Source organism: Ruegeria sp. AB9, from assembly GCF_056542585.1.
Map to the genome: position 1 here is coordinate 24,681 of NZ_JBQGAA010000014.1, position 16,123 is coordinate 40,803.

The window sequence follows — 16,123 nt, forward strand, 5'->3', positions numbered from 1 at the left end:
GAAACCTTAAAACCGGGCCGCGAACATGCACATTGCCTGCCAGTTTCTTCGCATTTCCGAGCAAGTCAAATGGAATCCCGGTGGTGTCTCCAAACAGGTGCCCTTGTCCCTTTCGCCGGCACAAAGGTGACAGGCGCGCCGGACCGCAAAAACGCCACGCAGAAACCGCTGATCTGCCGCAGGGCAGACAACGCCATTCCCTTGAATCGGCGTTCCGTGCTATGGGCGTAACGTTACTTTGTTAAGGGGTTTGCGGTGTTGCGGATTGAGGCTCAGGGCCAGTCGAAAGCTATGAACGAAAAAACCGGCGACAGATTGGACTGAAACCGGATGTGGCGCGTCATTGGTATCAACATCCTGATCCTTGCGGTGCTTCTGGTGGGTCTGGAAGCCGCACTTGCCTGGCTTGTTGCACGGGACTCTCCGACCGGTATCCGTTCCGTTGACCGGCTGGCCCGGAAAATTTACTGGGCGAATGTCTCGTATGTGCAATACCTGCCTGATTGTGCGCGTTACGACTCTGAACTGGGCTATACGTTGCGACCCGGAAGCTGCGTTTTCGAAAACACCGGCTTCTCAACCGAGATCGACGTGAATTCAGCCGGCTATCGCGATGACGACGCCTCTCTTGATGCGCCCGAGATCGTGGTTCTGGGCGATAGCCAGGCGATGGGCTGGGGCGTCGGGCAAGGGAAGACCTTTACCGACATTATCGAGGCTGAAACCGGGCGCAAGACGCTGAATACCGGCGTGTCGTCCTATGGCACCGCCCGAGAGCTTATGACGCTGGACCGGCTCGACCGAAGCAACCTTAAGACGGTGATTATCCAGTACAGCGACAATGACGGCTACGAAAACCGCCGCTATCTTTCCGAAGGCACATTGTTGGCCATGCCGGAAGAGACCTATGCGCAACTCGTTGCCGGAAACGAAGAAGCAGGCGGAGGCTTCGGGCATTATCTGCCCGCCCTCTTTCAGGAGGTTCGCGGACGTTTCGGCGGCGGCGCGGACGAGGATGAAGACAGCGAACTGCCCATGGCAGAGCTGAAAGACCCTGATGTTCTGATCGAAGTTCTGACCAACTGGGATTGGGGTGCCACCCCGCCGCAACTGATTGTTTTCGACGTCAACACAGGCGGCCGGGGTGGGCTTTTCACAGAAGTTCTCTCGACCGTCCCAAATCTCGACCTTTTGCGCTCAAAAGTATCTGACTTTCAGATCCTGCACACGCCGGACATACTCGGCACCGGCGATTATCTTTTCCCGGATGGGCATTTGTCGGAAGCGGGTCATCAGAAACTGGCCGATGCGATTATCGACGTACTTGCCCCGAACTGATCTCCCGACACATCACATCGCGTCCCTTCAATCAGGCTTTGACAGGTTTGAAATGCCCCTGAATTTCGGTAAAATCAGGTCCGGCTTTGCAGGAAGATATTGTTTGACGGTGTCGATTTATACGGTTGAAAGATGAATAGTGCCACAGCCCCCTTCTGGGCTTTGTATCTTGCGGCGGCGGTTCTTGCAGCCCTCATGTTCCTGCCAACGGCCGGGATCGGTATCGCGCAATCAGGCTTCAATCCCGATGAATGGAGATTTGCCGCCGGGCTCGAAACCGGGTTTGCCGAAGTGCATGGCCGCTGGGCAACGCACTGGGCGCATGAGGTCATCTTTACCTGGGACACGCCAATTGCGGTTCTGATCTTCATTCTTTTTACAGCCTTGTTCGCCATCGCTGTTCTGATCGCGCACATGGCTGTTGCCCCGACCGGGTCGGGGATGGCCGTAGCGTCCGTTTTGCTGGTCTTCCTGGCCGGGTTTTCGCATGTCTATTTGACCGCCGTTTTGCATTTTCAAACGCAGGCTCCATGGTTTTGCCTTGGTCTTTTGGCCTCTGTGGGTGCCATGACACTGATTGCGCCAGCACATGGGGCTTCACCCTGGGGTCTAGTGTTGCGGGTCATTGTAGCAGCCGAGCTTCTGGCCATCGCGATCGGTTTCTATCAGAGCTATGCGCTTTTGGGTTTTCTGATCCCCGCCATAGTTTTGATCCGCGTCGACCGGTACGGCCACCGGGAAAGCCTGCTCTGCCTTTGCTGCGTTCTTGTCGCCTCGGTGGTTGCTCTGGTACTGTATCAACTCCAGTTACGAGCCACCATTTCTGTTCTGGATCTCGTCCCCAATTTTCGCTTCTCGGGCGACGTGGATCAAACTGTGGTCCTTGATAAACTGTCTGCTCTGCCCCGAATGGAAAGACGAATCCATAGCGGCGGGCTTGTGGGTATGCCGCATCCCTATCGCGGTATTTTCCTGCTCACGGCTGCAGCGGCAGGCGCAATGGTTCTGTTGGCGGCGGCCAGAGCGCTTGTTGCGCCACGCGCCTTTTCAGGCGGGGGATGGTTCGGGGCATTCCGGGTGCTACTTGGCGGGTTCGGCGCGCTTTGCATCCTGCCGGTTCTGATCTGGTTCCTCTACCCGGAACCCTATCTGATCGGGCGAACCATCGGCTTCATGGGCTTTGTCTTTGCCGGTATTGTTCTGGCCTGCACCACGGTCTTTGCACATGGGATGGCGGGGCGATCCGCATCTCGGCTGATCCCGGCGGGGGGGCTAGCCCTGGTGCTGGTCTTTGGCCTTGGTCATGCGGTGGCCTCATCGCATATCTGGCCTTTGTTTCAGCGTGTGGCGGAGCAGGATGTTGATCTGGCCAATGCGATTGTGAAACAGGCCCGCTCTATCGACGGGTTTGACATCAAATCGACCCCGATCCGTTCCGTGGGTGGCCCAGCCGAGCAGAACCAGAGGTTCGGCAGCTTTCAGACCCCAAGCACGTTTGGCCGCGACATCGACATGAATTCTATTTTCCAGATCCTTTATCGCGCCACCGACTACGCCGGATCGGTGCTGGCACCACCGATACCCTGCAGGGCCTTCCCGGAAGAGGGCTCTGTTTTCATGGCCGAAGGCACGCTTTTCGTCTGCCTTGAGGCATCCGTGCCCCTTTCGGCACCATCCAACTGCTTTTCGCTGGGCGCAGGCAGGGACGCTGCGCTGTGCTATTCAGACACTATCGCGGTTCTGATTGGTCAAACCTGCGCCGACATAGATCCCGGTAACGGTCAGATCGTTGTCACCCAACTGGGCGATGCAGGTGCGCGGCTTAGGCAGCATCGCTATTACCCGCAGGCGCTGGCCACCGAGATGAACGGTCTCTGCCATCGGTTTGTCGAAACCACCGGTGAGCCATTTTCGGCATTGCGCATCGAGCATGCAGGCCCCGCCCCTGAAAAGCACTGGAGTGTCGAACACAAAGCCGAGGATGCCCGCGCACTGAAAGAGATTATCCCGACCCCCACGAACCAGAGTAGTCCATGACGCGGCCTTGGCCAGGACATGCCTCCCGTCCTTTTTGCTGAGAATTGCCTTTGCGAGGTTCTGGCTGCCCCCATAAAATCAATCAGACATGATAAGGGATACTTATCGGGTATGATGGAATATATTTCAGCATCTGGAAGGTAATTTCCAAAATAAAGATAAAATGCGCAGCATCGTAGATATTGCATTGATTATAATGTCTGCTGTGCGCACCCTGCGTACCTCAAATCACTTTCCGCAGTTGTTCACGATGGGCGCATTCCTCTAGTGCCTCATAGACATCAAGCGCATCCTGCAAGTGACCGGGATCGAACCTCTCAGCCTCGGCCAGATCAGGCTTTGAATGAAAATATTGCTCAAAATTCTGCCCGCCGGGTGACAGGCCAAGGGTATCATAAAGCCCCTCCATCGTGGCCCGAGGAGACGCGCGCAGATCATCCTGCAGAAGAAAGATGCACTTGTCCTTATACGCCAGCAGGTCCCGAAAGGCGCAGGTCCAGTATTTCAGCCAGTAATCGGGCGTGTGGGTATCTTTCTGCGTCGGCCCAAACCCGGAAAACAGAAAAGGTTTATGCAGGTCGCCAAACTCGAAATGGCCGATATCCGCCATGTAACGGGTTACAAAGCTGTCCCGGGACTGCAGCTTGCTGAAGTTGTTGTGCTGCCGCAGCAGGGATTCTGCATGGCTTTCAGGACGTCGCACCGGAACGATGATCCTGCAATCCGGGAAGGATTTGAGCAGATAGGGAATCCGCGCAATGTTGGCATTGTTCTTCGAGCAATAGCGCGTTTTCTGAGCACTCTGCGACCCGGCCTGCACGTTGCGCGCCCGGATGATGCTGCTCATATGCTGACGCAGGAAGTGGTCGGCCTGTTCGTCGGTGTCCGCTACCCCCCACAGAGGGATCGAGGCCCCTTTGTACCTGTCCGGCCAGAACATCTTCCAGATGACCTCCTCAAACGCTTCCGCGCTTTCAAGGTCGATCTCCATTCCGTCCCCGTGGGCCCGCTGCCGCCGCCGCACGCCGCGCCTCTGGCCGCCAGCCAGCTTGTTCCACAGCACAGGGGCTGTCACAAAAGGCATATCCCGGTAAGTATGCGTTGCCACTTCGGGCGCATCATGCAGCGCGTTGAGAACCGCTGTGGTGCCGCCCCTCGCAAGGGAGGTCACGAAAATGGGTTGCGATACCTCTGGCATCGGAGGGCGCGGTATCAGGCGCGCCTCGACCCGCGCGGCTGCTTTCTGAACCGTCGGACCCGAGAAAGCCAGATTGTGAACGAACTGGTCTACGGGCGAGTATTGGGACCCGCCGGTCTCCTGCGGTGTTTCGCTGCGACGCAGGCGGCTGACGATCTTGACCGCAGCAAAGGCCAGAACGGACACGATGACGATGTAATCCAGCCGAAGCATCACATCCAGCACCGCATTTGCGGGCACAAGCCCCGCAAGATCGGCCAGCAGGATCGGCAGGCCCGCCGCAGCCAGCGCCAGGGCAATGCGCCATGTCAGGTTCAGACCGCCCAGGATCAGTTGCACCCCTGCCCGCCGCGCTGCGGCTTCCTTGGCGTCGTCAGATAGCTGGTTGTCAAACAGCGCAGCCACGCCCGCCATGCTTGCGCCGACGATATTGTGGGCAATTCCTGCGATATTCGTCCGCCACAGGGCGAAAATGAACCCCGCGACAGCCAGCAGCGAAACGGCTATAGCCAGTATCATTGCGCCGGGTCGGTTTCATTACCTGCGTCAGTCGGACCCTTTTTGCCGCGGAGCAGCCGCTTGAGCGGAAACCAGACCAACCCGACAAGAAGAAAAAGACCGCCCAGCACCACAGCGACCGTGACCGCGACCGCCCCCAAACCGGCACCGGGGCCGATATAGGCATGCGCCGGACTTGCCAGCATCAGAAACGGCACCCCTGCGATCAGCCACCCCCCCGTCCAGATTTTCTTGATCCAATTCATTGCGTGCATTCCCTCCAATCAGTTTCAAAATAACTCAATGGGTAGAGCTTTGCATTGGTGATCTCACCCACAAATTCATCGTCGTATTTGTTGACATATTCCCAGACCACTGCGCCAGAATCATCCACTTCCAACACGCGGCCAGCGTCGAATTCTGTGATCAGAACTCCACCATCGTCCAAAATCTCATGCTGACCCCGGATGACAGACAACATCTCCTGACCGGGCTTACTGCCAAAAACAACCTCGGTTTTCCCGGTGGCTGGGTCGATGGTCATGATGTTGGTATCCCGAGGCGCATCCAACCGTGTTTTGTCACTCCGCGTATAGGACGTCAGGTATGCATTGTTGTTAAAGATCGAGATTTTGCCATCCGGGCGGAATTCGGGGTCGTGTTGTCGGATCCAGGGGCCGGTCTGATGCCATTTCACTGTTCGCGTGGCCGGGTCCACCACTATTACAAGGTTCAGCCCCCGCATCGAAATAACCCAGTCCCCGGCATTGAACAGCGGGAACTTGTCGGCCAAATCCGATGGCAGCTCATCAATCTTGTTGGCGTGAAGTACCTCGCTCCGGGTCACACCCTTCGTTTTGAAGTCCTGATTGTTGGTCGTCAGCAACGCAGTCAGACCACTTCCGATGAACATGTCGGGGATCGATATCCGCTCCAGAACCTGACCCTGTTCGTCAAGCCTCAACACCACATCTTCCCAGATCGGCGCATCCGTGGCTGCTGTGAAAAAAGGCGGAAACCGATCAACAACCTCGGCGGCGATCCAGTCATCACGACCGAGCGTCAGATACCCACCCTGTTCAGACGTCACCAGAGAATGGTGCGACTTCTCGTTGAGCGCCCAGAGCAGGTTGGAACACTGATCCAGCTTGACCACCCCACAGTATTCATAGCTGAACACAAGCTCCCCCTTCGATGTCAGCAATGCCCCATGCACATCTGTCTCTAAGGGGGTGCCAAGACTATCACAGGGGCGGGTTTGGACATCCGGATAGTGTTCAAAGTAATTTAGTGACCATTTGCGGATCACACTGCCGTCGCGATTCACAAGCCGTGCCTGGTTCTCGCCGTCGAAGAACCCCATCAGCAGGACGGCGTCCTTACGATCCGGAGTCTCGTTAATCATAACGCCATCGCCCTGTCCGCGTGAGGGTTGAAGGTGTTTCTGTAAAGCCGCTCCTGTCAGGGATTGTTCGACAAACACCGTCCTGTACACGAGCCGAAGCTGAGGCGCCGGTGGCCATTGCTTCATTTGCGCGACAACTCCATACAGAACCGACGCGAACACAACGGTCAGAAACAGGCATGTCCAGAACAACCGTTCAGGCAATTTTTCAACGAAGTGCTTCACTCTGTGCGTTTCAAACCCCCTAACACCAAACTTAATACCCGGTAACACTTCTATCTTGCGGTCTAAGATTAAATCTCTTGGCAAAAATTTAGGAACATCAAGCCCCCATATTGCAAGGTTCTAATGACTATGCGGTAAAATCAACTGCATTGTTGCCAGATCAGACATTTTGAAGTCACGACCCCAAAGCGGCAAACCCGTCTCAAATACGCTGCAAAAAGCCCTGCAACTGGGCAGGCTTGCCCCAAACCAGCGGATTTAGTGGATTTAGGCTTGATCGCCGCCAGTCAAAAATCCAACGTTGCCCCATAGATCTGTAGATTGGGGTTCTGTGGTTATGTCTGATCGCCTGCTTGCATTGCTGTCGCTGGCTTGTCTGTTGGCAATCACGTTCATCGCGGGGCTTGCGTCGGCCTATCTGTATCTGGCCCCGTACAGGATCGCGGTTCAGACCTGGGAAGAAGTCAAAGCCTTCATGAAAGAACCTGACCGGCTGATGCCGGTGCGATATGATTTTGAGGGTGTCCGCATTCACGACGCCGATGCCATGGCACCCGGTTCTACGCTTATCACCTCGTATTTTCCGGAATTCGACTGGCATGCGGGTGTCCGGCTGATCGACGCATCCGGCGATGTCCTGCATTCCTGGGCGCCCGACCCCGGTGAGATTTTCGGCGGGCGGCATAACTACCCGTACATTCACGGCTCGCATCTTTTTCCCAACGGCGACATCCTGTTCAACTTCGAATTCATCGGGATCGCCCGCATATCGGCCTGTGGCGACGTGTTGTGGGCCCTGTCAGAGCCTCGAGCGCATCATTCAATCTCGGCAAATGCTGACGGCTCGTTCTGGGTCTCCGGCAATCAGGAGCTTCGCTCACGCGATGAACGCGATGAAAAACTTATGAATATCCTTTCCTTCCCCGTCTACGAAGATTACTTCATGAAAGTCAGCGCCGATGGAAAAGTTCTGAAGTCCATCAGCTCAATCGAAGTGTTCGAAAAAAACGACCTGAGCGACGTGTATCTGCGGACGGGCCGGCGCTATCGCGGCGATATCTTTCACCTGAACGACATAGAAGAACTGTCACCGGAGATGGCCGATGAATACCCGCTGTTCGATGCGGGAGACATCGTCGTGTCCCTGCGTGATCTTCATATGGTCATGGTGCTCGACCCCGATACGCTGGAGGTGAAGTGGCACACCTACTCAGACACTCTGTTTCAGCACGATCCCGATTTCATCGGTGACGGATGGATCGGCATCTTCGACAACAATTACGACAGAACCGAAGCGGGCAATCTGCAGGGCGGATCGCGCGTGGTGGCCATCCAGCCCCATACGGAGGAACGCGCCATCCTCTTCCCCAAACAGCCAGACCAGCCGTTCTACACCAAGTGGTCGGGTAAATGGCAAAAGCTGCCCAATGGCAATCTGCTGCTGACTGAATCCCGCGCCGGCCGCGCGCTGGAGGTGACCAACACAGGTGAACCAGTCTGGGAATGGGCCATGGACCGGTATGACGCCAATCAGGTGCCCGAGGTGATGGAAGCAAGCAGATATCCGATAACCGCTGAAGACGTCGCCGCCTGGAGTTGCCCATGACATCAGACAGTGTTTCGCGCGCGAAACATAAGCGTGCGTCTTTTGCCGACGGCAGCTTAAAAGGTGGGAATTCAGGTCAATTGATGTCTAACTAACACTGTTTTGCGTTATTTTCGGGTTTGAGGTTACGGATGCTGCGACGAATTCTGGGCGAAATTGTCAATGACATTCCCGATACGCGCTTGACGCTGTCCCACAACCTTGGACGTTTCAAAGCTTGGATTGTCGCCAGCAGGGCCGATCTGGGCCTTGCCTTTGTGATCAGTCTTCTGGTCGGAGCGGGGTACTGGTTTCTTGCCAGCCAGATCCCGCTGGCTTTGATCGATCCGACCCGCGATGCATGGGTCTGGTTCGAGGCCGATCTGATCCGGGTTCATCCGGTGATGCTGGATCGCTATGCCAACAACTACCGAACCAATGTCCATCCGCTGCAGGCCATCATCATGTACACGCCAACCAAGGCGCTGATCGTGGCTGGCCTTTCTGAACGGCTGGCCGTCCTCGGCGTGCTCTCGGCCACGGCAGGCTTTTGGAGCGCGACCCTGTTCGGCGGGCTCCGTGGCCTTGGCCTGCCCCGTTTTGACGCCATTGTCTTCACGGCACTGGGCGCGGTGTCCAGCGCGGCTATCTTCTGGATGCCTGTGCCCGAGGTGCACGCCTTTGCCGGCTTGACCGTTACGATTGCTCTGGCGTTCGGAACATTGATGCAGCGCGGAACGATACCGCCGATATTTCAGTCGATTTCCAGCATGATTGCATTCTCGATGACTATCACCAACTGGATAGCCGGCATTCTGACCGTGCTTGCCTGCAACTCCTACAAACGCGCCTTCCGCATTCTGGTCGACGGGTTTGCCATCGCAACAGTCATCTTCACCCTGCAACGGATCGCCTTTCCACGCTCGGACTTTTTCATTCCGCGCCTCAAGTCGGAATTCGCCTATGTCCTGCACGATCTGGCCGGGGGACCGCTGGACAAGATCCGGGCCTTCTTTGCCTATACCATCGCCATTCCCGAAGTGCCGTTTCTGGACAATCCGGTCTTCCCCGAATGGATGCGCCTGTCGGTGCAGTTTTCCCCTGTTCAGACGCTGGCGTGGGTTGGACTTGCAGGGCTCATGCTATGGGCCATCGTGTTCATCACCGGTGTAACCCGGGCCGTCCTGTCTCCTGGGCCGAATGCACCGGTCGCACAGGCTTTGCTTTTATACCTGCTGTTCGAAGGCGTGCTGCATTTCTTCTACGGCGATGAGACGTTCCTCTATTCCATGAGTTACGTCCCGGCGATGTTCCTGTTGGCCGGGTTTTCAGTGCTTGGAAAAGGCCGCCTGTTCTTTCTGGCCTCGGCGGTCATTGCCATCCCATTTCTGGCCTATAACAACATCTCCGAGTTTCTGCGCGTCACATCAGATTTGCAGGCCCATGCGGACGCGCTGTTGCAGGCCTCTGGCAATTAACCGGCCATCTGGTTTCATGGTTTAGCGATCAGGGCCTCATGCCGTCCGGGACTTTAACCACTCACACAGGTCCAGATAGAATTCATCTGACACGCCGCGGCCCGACAAGGTAAGCCGCACAGCATCTCTGCTGAGTTGCAAACGGATATCGCCGATCTCTTCGGACAGTGGCACGTTGGATTCGGCGTTGGATGTGTTTTCAGGCTTGAGCTGCGCCGCACTGATCGCCTTGGTTAGAGCCGAAATTTCAACATCCGGGGTGGGGGATGCAGCAGCGTCCAGCGCTGAGATCAGATGCCCAGCCCGCTTTGGCTCCTCCTTCAGGACCTTTGCAATCGACAGCCCCAACCGCTCGGGGATTGCTGAGGCGAACCGCAGATGATCGTCCAGCGCATGATAGATCGCAACAAAAGACCCTATCTTTGACCGTTTTGCCCTGCTGGCCGATGCGAACAGTCCCCGAAGGGCGGCGGCCTCATCCGGATACACCCCCTGCTCTGCTGCGCGCGCCACGATCCGGGCGCGTTCGTAATAGCTCAGCCCGACACGGATCTCGTTTTCCTCGACCATGGCCACATAGGCATCCGAGGCGCTCTGCGGTTGTCTGAGGAACGCGCGCACGGTTGCAAAGCGGTCTTCGCCCGTTTCCTGCACCAGCGTCCGCAAAGCCGTCAGGCGGCGCCAACCGGAAATCAGACCATATTGGCCACCTTCCAGTTCCACGACCTCAATCGGAGTTTGCTGCCCGCGCGCCTTCAGGCTTTCCTTTAGGGCCTCCATCTCTGCGTCATCGGCGGCCATGCGGTCGCGCACCAGATAGGTTTCTTCGATGGCTTCCAGCGGCAGGTCCTGCACCAGCCGACCTTCGGCACGGGCGGCGCGCAACTCTCCGGACAGTTCCTCCAACGCGGCCTGCGCGGCCGTCGCACCGGCAACTTGCGCAACCGGGGGCGCGGACCGTGGTGCATCAGTCGGGAATATGGAATTCATCCCTTGGGCAGGACGGCTGTCATCCAGGTAATCCGACCGGGCAGGGGTCAGTCGTTTGCGTTTTGCCATCACATTCTCCTTTTCCGGCGCGGGTCAGACTCTGTTTGGGGACACAGCAGGCGTGTTTCGCGCGCGAAACATCGCACTCAGAGCGACAATTCTGGTGCTCCCGCCTCTTCAGCCCGCCGGGCCCGCTCTTCACCCCGCCAGACGCCGATCAGCAGCTTCTTGAACGAGGCATAAGTGGCATCAAAAGTTTCCCGCCCGCGCACATAGGTCTCGCGGTTGAAATCGCGGTAATCCGCCTCGTAGATGCCATTGACCTGTTCCCCGGCCTGACCGACCAGCGCGGTGTAACCTTGCCAGTGCGGCGACAGGGTCCGGCCCAGATAGGCCTGCATCAGCCCGGCCAGCTCCGCCTGCTGGCTGCCGTCATAGCGGGTGATAACAGTGCGCACCGCATCCCACTGAAACGCCATCTCGGGCCGTCCCAGCGCACGGGCAGCCATGTTCTCTCCGTCTTCGATGGACTGGAAGGTGGAATGCAGCATGTCAAAGAATCGACCAGTGGAATCAAATTCCAGAAACGATGCGCCCATAGGCACCAGAAGGATATCCGAGGCGGCAAGCCCATTGATCGTCAGATAGCCAAGGGCAGGGGGGGTATCGATAAAGATGATGTCATACTCGTCCAGCACCCCGTCCTCGTCCAGCGTATCGGTCAGCGCATCCCACAGCTTCCAGCTGCGGCCCTGCATCCGCCAGACGGGGATCTGGAACTCGGCCCAGTAGAGGTTCAGCTGAGCGCCGATCAGATCGATATTCGGCCAGTGTGTGGACTGGATCAGATCGCTGCTACGGACCTTCAGCGCCTCGGACAAGGTATCGTCGATCGGATGCGGTGCCTCGCCCCGGTCAAGACGCCCCTGATTGTCGCGGCGCAGATGGGTGGCGTAATGACGGGCAAGCAGCGGAAACACTGTCTTCCATTCATCGTTTACCTTGCCGCCGAAGATCGACGTCATCGAGCCCTGGCTGTCCAGATCAATGACCAGCACCTTGTAACCGTCCAGCGCTGCGGACATGGCCAGATGGGCACAGGTCGATGTCTTGCCGACGCCGCCCTTGAAATTCGCCACCGAGACGATCTTGGCGGGCAACCCTTCGGGCCGGTAGGGGCGATATTCTTTTGCCTTGGATCCTTCAGAGGCAAAATGCGCCCGCAGCCGCAGAACCTCATCCAGTGTAAACCACTTGGCGCCACCTTCGGTTTCGGACTGTCCCTGGGGCAAATCCGGATTGCCTTTCAGGACCCGGCGAAAATGGGCTGGCGCGACAGGGATCAGATATTTGGTGATTTCCCAGGTTGAAAACAGGCGCAGCTTTTTCTGACCATTTTCTTCCAATCCCCGGTTCGCCAGGTCGCTACGGCCTCGTGCACAAGCATCCGCGATTTGCGAGAAATCATGTGTTCCGGTTGGATCCCCCAGCTCAGCATAGGCCAGATCCGGATCGATATTGAAATATGGGGGAAGCCCCTCGGACGGTGCTGCTCGCATTGAAATACTGCCCATGTGCTATGTTTTGGCCAACATACCACAAAAGAAGGCATGTGAAAGCATTATGAGCATAAAACCGAATTTTCTAAGCAAAATTAAGGGGTAGAAATCCTTCGAAACGCTGCTTTGGAGCGTGTGGCAAAAAAATGTTCAGTTAAAATTCTGTTATTTTTTTAGTTACGGCAGAACTTAATCCTATTTAAGGGTATGAAAAATAATAGGTTTTCGCATTTCCTGAAACCTATACTGAATCTGATCCCACGATAAGGTGACTCTGAACCCACGTTGCGGTGACTCTGAACCCACGTTCCGGCGACTTTACGCTTCCTGTGGATAACTCTACGGTGAGCGTCAATAAAACCACGAACAAAGATTCGGGCAGGACATATGGGCAGGGCAGTATGAGCGGGTCAGGGGCGTTGTTGCCTGACCGGCACCCAACGGGCGATTTTTTTGTATGCGATATCTTCGATGCGCTGCCCAAGACAGATATGGGTTCGATGGAGCATCCCATGTTTTCGCTGTCGACCCGGCCGGATCGTCGGATCCTCAATTACGAACATAACGGGGTCGAGATCACGGTGACGCCCTCGGTGCGGGGGCTGGCGACGATCCATGATAAGGATATCCTGATCTTTTGCATCAGCCAGCTGATGGCGGCGATCAATGCGGGCCGGACAGTCAGCCAGGTGCTGCATCTTACCGCGCACGATCTGATGGTGGCCACCAACCGCGAGACCAGCGGTGACGGCTACAAGCGCCTGCGCGAGGCATTCGAGCGGCTGGCCGGAACCCGGATCACCACCAACATCGTCACGGGCGAGAAGGAAACCACCACCGGTTTCGGCCTGATCGAAAGCTGGGAAATTGTCCGCCGCACCCGGGCGGGCCGGATGGTCAGCGTCAGCGTCAAACTGTCCGACTGGCTGTTCCGCGCGGTTCTGGCGAAATCGGTGCTGACCCTCAGCCGCGACTACTTTCGCCTGCGCAAACCGCTGGAACGGCGCATCTATGAACTGGCGCGCAAACATTGCGGACGTCAGCCCGAATGGCGGATTTCGGTCGAGGTGCTGCTGAAGAAATCCGGCTCGGCCTCACCCCGGCGGGTTTTTCGCAAGATGATCCGGGACATGATTGCCGCCGATCATCTGCCGGATTACGAGATGACCGAAGAGCCGGGCGATCTGATCCGGTTTTCCCGCCGCGGGCAAGTGGTCGAGGGACCGGACAAGCCGATCCTGCCGTCAGAGGCGCTGGAAGAGGCCAGAGCAATGGCACCGGGCCGCGATGTCTATGCGTTGGAGGCGGACTGGCTGGCCTATTGGGCCGCATCAGGGCGTCCGCAGATCAGAAACCCGCATCGGGCGTTTTTGGGATATGTGGCCAAGCGGGTGGCGGGGCGGGACTGACGGGTCAGCCTGTGTAGACGTGGCCCTGTTTCTGCGTGCGTGTTTTCATCGACCGGGCGGTGCAGGCCACAAGGATGGCCGCTGCGATGATCAGCCAGCCGGCCAGGGCGTAGAACCCCAATGCCATCAGGATGGAATAACCGGAGACCAAAGCCATCCCACCAGCGCCGAGGCCGACAAGGACAGCTAATCCAATAATTCCCAGCATTCTTCCAAGCCCTCCAGGTTATGGCCTTGGCCTTAGCGCGATCCCAGGTGGGCGGCAGCCATGCCATGGGCAGATACCCACTTACAATTCCGGCACGGAATCATGGCAAAACTTTGAACCACCAGGGGTTAAAATTTGGTTATTGGATACCCGACGGGGCACTGCCCCAGTACTCGCTCGAAACTACGTATTATTGAGGCATCAGAATGCCTGCACGAATTGTTTCGTAAAATTGTTACACGAGCAATGCGTGATCGAAAAGGCCGCCGAAACGTGCAAATCTCCGCCTGCGCACGGTGACGTGGGGTAAACTTTGCCGGTCAGACCTGTTTGACCTGAGACAGGACGAAGACACCAGCGATGACAAGCCCGATACCCGCGATTTTCTGCAGGTTCAGGGTCTCTGAGAACAGAAAGTAACCAACGACCAGAATGCCCACCATCGCCAGGCCCGTGACGGCGGGGTAGGCGATGCTCAGTTCAAGGCCGCGGATGGCGACGATGAAGCTGCTCAGCAGCAGCAACCCGCTGATCAGACCGGCCCATGCCCAGGGCGAGGCGATAAGGGCGCGAATGTCGAACGGTCCTGAAAGCTGCTGTACGGCCAGCTTGAACGAGACGTTGGTGCAAATGTTCGCGCAGACCGCAACCAGCAGGGCAGACCAGTATAGCGACATAGGTGTTCTCCTTCGTGTTCAGATCTGCAGACCGGAGCCTTGATCAAAGGACCAGATATTTGGCGGCCAGAGTGACCAGCACAAAGGCCGCACCGACCATAAGGCTGATCCTGTCGCGCAGGGCGTACAGAACCGGGTCGTCGGCAACCCGCCCGCGCCGGGCCCCAACCCAGATGCGGTTGCCCCAATAGAGCAGCAGCAAACACAGCAGCCACAGGATTTCCGGGGTCCGGTAAATCTCTTTCACCTCGGGGCTGTTGATATAAAGCGCCAGAATGACGACGGCTGCGGTGATATTGGCCACGCCCAGGCTGAACATGGTTTCACTGTCGGCATAGGAATAATCCCGGCCATGGACATTGCCGTCTTCTTCCGGCGCTGCCGCCACCTCGATATAGCGCTTCAGATAGCCGAGGCTGACAAAGACGAACATCGAGAACGCCAGAAACCAGGACGACAGGACGATGCCGGTAGCCGCAGACCCGGCAATGACGCGCAGTGTGTAAAGCGAGGCCAGTACCATGACATCCGCTGTTGCGATCTGCTTGAGCCAGAAGGAATAAGCCATGGTGATGATCAGATAGGCGATTAGCACAACCGCAAAGACAGGCGGCAGGAAGGCCAGTGTCAGGGCAAAGGCGGTAAGGGGCAGGGCGATGGCTCCGACAACGCCTGCATGCAGGGACAAATCGCCGGATGGCAGCGGGCGGTAGCGTTTGCTGCTGTGCCGGCGATCAGCGGCCAGATCGACCAGATCGTTCAGGAAATACACTCCCGATGCGCAGAGGCTGAAGCAGATAAAGGCCAGCAAAGACGCAAGAACCGATGAGAAGGGCAAATACTGCTGCGAGGTGAAGATCGGCGCAAAAATCAGGGCGTTCTTCGCGTATTGATGGGGCCGCATGGATTTGACAAAGGCCTGCCACAGCGGCGGGCGCGATGTGATGATTTTCTCGGCCGTGCCCGCCGTCTGCGCCGCTGCCACATCGGATTTTGGCGCATTGACGAATATGCCCGACGCAGAGGCGGCCCAGATAGGACTGTCGGCTGTGCTGTCTCCGGCATATGCAAAGGCCTCATCCCCGGCGGCATCGCGTATGGCGACCAGTTTGTTGGACCCTTTCAGATTGTGATCGGCATCCGTTGCCAGAACCGAGTCGAATATCCCCAGATGCGCGGCAACCTTATCGGCATAAATGCGGTGCGAAGCTGTGGCGAGCACCAACTGCCTGCCATCCGCTTTCTGCTGTTTCAGATATTCAAGAAGCGAGGGTTCGAACGGCAGCGCTTCGGCCTCAAGATTGACCGATTGCGCGATCCGCTCTTTGGCGTAGGGAATACCTTTGAACAGCCACAGGATGACGGAGAAGATATTCAGCGGATTGCTCTTCAGGAACTGGAGGATCGCCTCGACAAAAAGATCAGTTCTGATCAGCGTCCCGTCCAGATCAACAAAAATTTTCTCGGGCTTGTCACTCATTACTGGAATTCTACTTCTGATGGTTACATCATTGAA

At 57.0% G+C, this 16,123-nt stretch carries 13 protein-coding genes; 5 read left to right on the forward strand and 8 right to left on the reverse strand.

The window, feature by feature from the left end:
* The first annotated feature begins 330 nt into the window (after window positions 1-330).
* Window positions 331-1,338 carry a hypothetical protein gene (locus ACR0K5_RS20510; RefSeq protein WP_480631398.1) on the forward strand — a complete coding sequence of 336 codons (1,008 nt, stop codon included), beginning with the start codon at window positions 331-333 and terminating at the stop codon, window positions 1,336-1,338.
* A gap of 132 nt (window positions 1,339-1,470) precedes the next feature.
* Window positions 1,471-3,375, forward strand: coding sequence for a hypothetical protein (locus tag ACR0K5_RS20515; protein WP_480631399.1), 1,905 nt, complete (start codon window positions 1,471-1,473; stop codon window positions 3,373-3,375).
* A gap of 223 nt (window positions 3,376-3,598) precedes the next feature.
* On the opposite strand, the gene ACR0K5_RS20520 is transcribed toward ACR0K5_RS20515, so the two are convergent.
* From ACR0K5_RS20520 to ACR0K5_RS20530, 3 genes are read right to left on the reverse strand one after another with little or no spacing between them, the layout of a single operon-like run.
* Window positions 3,599-5,092, reverse strand: a complete 1,494-nt coding sequence (locus tag ACR0K5_RS20520) for a sulfotransferase (protein WP_480631400.1) — start codon at window positions 5,090-5,092, stop codon at window positions 3,599-3,601.
* A complete protein-coding gene (locus ACR0K5_RS20525) occupies window positions 5,089-5,337 on the reverse strand; it encodes a hypothetical protein (protein ID WP_480631401.1) in 249 nt (82 codons plus the stop codon). The genes ACR0K5_RS20520 and ACR0K5_RS20525 overlap by 4 nt, the downstream gene beginning before the upstream one ends.
* A complete protein-coding gene (locus ACR0K5_RS20530; RefSeq protein ID WP_480631402.1) occupies window positions 5,334-6,701 on the reverse strand; it encodes an arylsulfotransferase family protein in 1,368 nt (455 codons plus the stop codon). The genes ACR0K5_RS20525 and ACR0K5_RS20530 overlap by 4 nt, the downstream gene beginning before the upstream one ends.
* A 337-nt stretch (window positions 6,702-7,038) precedes the next feature.
* Between ACR0K5_RS20530 and ACR0K5_RS20535 the strand changes: the two genes are divergently transcribed.
* Window positions 7,039-8,307 (forward strand): arylsulfotransferase family protein, encoded by a 1,269-nt coding sequence (locus tag ACR0K5_RS20535; RefSeq protein ID WP_480631403.1) that lies wholly within the window; start codon window positions 7,039-7,041, stop codon window positions 8,305-8,307.
* Between the two features lie 131 nt (window positions 8,308-8,438).
* Window positions 8,439-9,764, forward strand: coding sequence for a hypothetical protein (locus ACR0K5_RS20540; protein WP_480631404.1), 1,326 nt, complete (start codon window positions 8,439-8,441; stop codon window positions 9,762-9,764).
* Window positions 9,765-9,800: 36 nt separating this feature from the next.
* Here ACR0K5_RS20540 and ACR0K5_RS20545 read toward each other — a convergent pair whose 3' ends face one another.
* Window positions 9,801-10,823, reverse strand: coding sequence for a ParB/RepB/Spo0J family partition protein (locus tag ACR0K5_RS20545; RefSeq protein ID WP_480631405.1), 1,023 nt, complete (start codon window positions 10,821-10,823; stop codon window positions 9,801-9,803).
* A 77-nt stretch (window positions 10,824-10,900) separates the two neighbouring features.
* Window positions 10,901-12,328 carry an AAA family ATPase gene (locus ACR0K5_RS20550; protein ID WP_480631406.1) on the reverse strand — a complete coding sequence of 476 codons (1,428 nt, stop codon included), beginning with the start codon at window positions 12,326-12,328 and terminating at the stop codon, window positions 10,901-10,903.
* A 386-nt stretch (window positions 12,329-12,714) separates the two neighbouring features.
* On the opposite strand from ACR0K5_RS20550, the gene ACR0K5_RS20555 reads away from it, so the two are divergent.
* Entirely contained in the window at window positions 12,715-13,722 is a 1,008-nt protein-coding gene (locus ACR0K5_RS20555; protein ID WP_480631407.1) for a replication initiator protein A, read from the forward strand.
* 4 nt (window positions 13,723-13,726) lie between these two features.
* On the opposite strand, the gene ACR0K5_RS20560 is transcribed toward ACR0K5_RS20555, so the two are convergent.
* The 3 genes from ACR0K5_RS20560 to ACR0K5_RS20570 form a co-directional block, all read right to left on the reverse strand.
* Window positions 13,727-13,930 (reverse strand): hypothetical protein, encoded by a 204-nt coding sequence (locus ACR0K5_RS20560; RefSeq protein WP_480631408.1) that lies wholly within the window; start codon window positions 13,928-13,930, stop codon window positions 13,727-13,729.
* A 320-nt stretch (window positions 13,931-14,250) separates the two neighbouring features.
* Window positions 14,251-14,607 carry a DMT family transporter gene (locus ACR0K5_RS20565; RefSeq protein WP_480631409.1) on the reverse strand — a complete coding sequence of 119 codons (357 nt, stop codon included), beginning with the start codon at window positions 14,605-14,607 and terminating at the stop codon, window positions 14,251-14,253.
* A gap of 43 nt (window positions 14,608-14,650) precedes the next feature.
* Window positions 14,651-16,087: a UbiA family prenyltransferase gene (locus ACR0K5_RS20570; protein ID WP_480631410.1), complete on the reverse strand. Its 1,437-nt coding sequence runs from the start codon at window positions 16,085-16,087 to the stop codon at window positions 14,651-14,653.
* Window positions 16,088-16,123: the final 36 nt, after the last annotated feature.

Excerpts from the sequence above, each read along its gene's own strand:
- ACR0K5_RS20540 (WP_480631404.1), top strand. The coding sequence starts at position 8,439 with ATGCTGCGACGAATTCTGGGCGAAATTGTCAATGACATTCCCGATACG.
- ACR0K5_RS20525 (WP_480631401.1), bottom strand. The coding sequence starts at position 5,337 with ATGAATTGGATCAAGAAAATCTGGACGGGGGGGTGGCTGATCGCAGGG.
- ACR0K5_RS20515 (WP_480631399.1), top strand. The coding sequence starts at position 1,471 with ATGAATAGTGCCACAGCCCCCTTCTGGGCTTTGTATCTTGCGGCGGCG.
- ACR0K5_RS20565 (WP_480631409.1), bottom strand. The coding sequence starts at position 14,607 with ATGTCGCTATACTGGTCTGCCCTGCTGGTTGCGGTCTGCGCGAACATT.
- ACR0K5_RS20545 (WP_480631405.1), bottom strand. The coding sequence starts at position 10,823 with ATGGCAAAACGCAAACGACTGACCCCTGCCCGGTCGGATTACCTGGAT.
- ACR0K5_RS20535 (WP_480631403.1), top strand. The coding sequence starts at position 7,039 with ATGTCTGATCGCCTGCTTGCATTGCTGTCGCTGGCTTGTCTGTTGGCA.
- ACR0K5_RS20555 (WP_480631407.1), top strand. The coding sequence starts at position 12,715 with ATGAGCGGGTCAGGGGCGTTGTTGCCTGACCGGCACCCAACGGGCGAT.
- ACR0K5_RS20570 (WP_480631410.1), bottom strand. The coding sequence starts at position 16,087 with ATGAGTGACAAGCCCGAGAAAATTTTTGTTGATCTGGACGGGACGCTG.
- ACR0K5_RS20560 (WP_480631408.1), bottom strand. The coding sequence starts at position 13,930 with ATGCTGGGAATTATTGGATTAGCTGTCCTTGTCGGCCTCGGCGCTGGT.
- ACR0K5_RS20550 (WP_480631406.1), bottom strand. The coding sequence starts at position 12,328 with ATGGGCAGTATTTCAATGCGAGCAGCACCGTCCGAGGGGCTTCCCCCA.
- ACR0K5_RS20520 (WP_480631400.1), bottom strand. The coding sequence starts at position 5,092 with ATGATACTGGCTATAGCCGTTTCGCTGCTGGCTGTCGCGGGGTTCATT.
- ACR0K5_RS20510 (WP_480631398.1), top strand. The coding sequence starts at position 331 with ATGTGGCGCGTCATTGGTATCAACATCCTGATCCTTGCGGTGCTTCTG.